The 1,817-nt window shown below is 79.2% G+C and carries 2 protein-coding genes; one reads left to right on the top strand and one right to left on the bottom strand.

All coding sequences use genetic code 11. From position 1 onward, the window contains the following. Window positions 1-271 precede the first annotated feature (271 nt). Complete coding sequence (locus GPJ59_RS35925; protein ID WP_219672314.1) at window positions 272-1,054, top strand: NADase-type glycan-binding domain-containing protein; 783 nt, start codon at window positions 272-274, stop codon at window positions 1,052-1,054. Between the two features lie 21 nt (window positions 1,055-1,075). On the opposite strand, the gene GPJ59_RS35920 is transcribed toward GPJ59_RS35925, so the two are convergent. Then, a partial coding sequence (locus GPJ59_RS35920) for an AfsR/SARP family transcriptional regulator (protein WP_219672313.1) occupies window positions 1,076-1,817 on the bottom strand: 742 nt, incomplete at its 5' end.

Raw genomic sequence — 1,817 nt, 5'->3', positions numbered from 1 at the left:
CGGCCGCGCCCACGCGCCGGGGGGCGGGCAGCCAGGGCAAGGATCACGCGGGCCCGAGGGCGGGACCCTGGTGCCGCCGGCGGCCGGGGACACGCACGGGGCCGGTAGCGCGCCCGGGGCCAGTGGTACGCCCAGAGCCAGTGGTACGCACGGGGCCAGTCGTGCCGCCGGGGCAGGAATGGTGGGTGGTGGGGTGCCGCCGCGGCCTCGGTATGCGCCGGCCAGGGCTGTGCAGCCGCGGATCGACGGGCCGGGGCCCGAGGCGCCGGCGGTGGTGTCGCGGCCGGTGGAGCCGGAGGAGCCCGAGCCGGAGCCCGGGGACCTCATCTGCGGGCAGTGCCGGGCCGGCAACATCCCCACCCGCAACTACTGCCGGCGCTGCGGAGCCTCCCTCCTCGACGCCCGGGTCGCCCCGAAGCCCCCGTGGTGGCGGCGGCTGCTGCGCCGCCGGCGCCGCCGGTACGCCCCCGGGGAGCGGCCCGCCGCGCCCCGGCAGTGGCGGCTGCCCCGCTTCGTCCCGCTGCTCGCCGTGCTGCTGCTCCTGGCCGGCGGCGGCTCCCTCTTCCGCGCCGAAGCCCTGCGCGCCGTGGAGGCCGTACGCGACCGGCTCGCCTCCCCGCAGCAGCTGCACGCCGTGCGGGTCACCGCCTCCAGTGCGCAGGCCGGGCACGACCCGGCGCTGGCCGTGGACGGGACGACGGACAAGTACTGGGCGCCGGACACCGCCGGAGCCGGGCAGGGCGAGTTCCTGGAGGCCACCTTCGCCGGGCCGGTGCGGCTGCTCGACCTCGTCGTCCACCCCGGCAGCTCGCCGGTCGCCGAGAAGTTCCTCCAGCAGGGCCGCCCGGCCGCCCTGCAGTTCACCGCGACCGACCGCGAGGGCCGCGCGACGAGCCGGACCGTGCGGCTGGCCGACGTACCCGGGCAGCAGCGCTTCCACTTCGCCGTCAGCGACGTCGTGACGCTGCGGATCACCGTCCAGGGCGCGTACGGGACCGAGGGCGCCGGCCGGCGGGTCGCTCTCGCCGAGGTCGAGTTCTTCAAGCGGCCCTGACCGGCGGGTGCCCGTGCGGCCTCAGCCCCGCAGCAGTACCGCCAGCATCTGGGCGTGGCGGCGCTCCGCGTGCCGGGCGGCCGCCTCGTCGCCGGCGCGGCGGTGCGCCTCGATCAGCAGCCGCCACACCGCGTCGTGGAACGGGTCCAGGGACAGCGCGTGCGCGGCCGCCGCGGCGGCGGGCTCGGCCCGGCCGCGGGCCAGTTCCACCTCGGCCAGGGTCTGCGCGACCCGCACCGCCTGGCCGCGGTAGCGCTCGCGGATGGGCACCACCCACTCGGCCGGGCCGTCCTCGGGCAGCAGCTCGCCGGTGTACAGGCGCAGCGCGCGCTCCAGCGCCTGCGCGGCCCGGTCGGTGTCGCCGCGGGCGGCCGCGGTCAGCCCCCGGCCGGCCGCGGCCTCGAAGTGCTGGACGTCGCAGCTGCCGTCGGGGGCGAGGTCGAGCATGTACGCCTCGCCGGTGCGGACCAGGATCCGGGCGCGGCCGCGGTCCTGGCCCGGTTCCAGGACGGTGCGCAGGGCGGAGACGGCGGTCTGGAGGCCGTGGCCGGCGGTGCGGGCGGGGCTCTCCGGCCACAGCGCGGCCATCAGGTGCTCGCGGTGCACCGGGCGGCCCGCGTGGACGGCGAGCAGCCGGGCCAGCGCCCGCACCCGGGGCCGGGTCGCGCCCCAGTCCAGCGGACGGCCGTCGACGGTGGCCTCGAACCGGCGGAAGCAGCGCAGCGCGAGCCGCCGGTCCGTTCCGCCGGGGTCGGCCTGGCAC

This window comes from Streptomyces bambusae (assembly GCF_019400985.1).
Lineage (GTDB): Bacteria > Actinomycetota > Actinomycetes > Streptomycetales > Streptomycetaceae > Streptomyces > Streptomyces bambusae_A.
The sequence above is the reverse complement of the archived record's forward strand: the minus strand, read 5'-3'. Positions and strand labels throughout refer to the sequence as shown.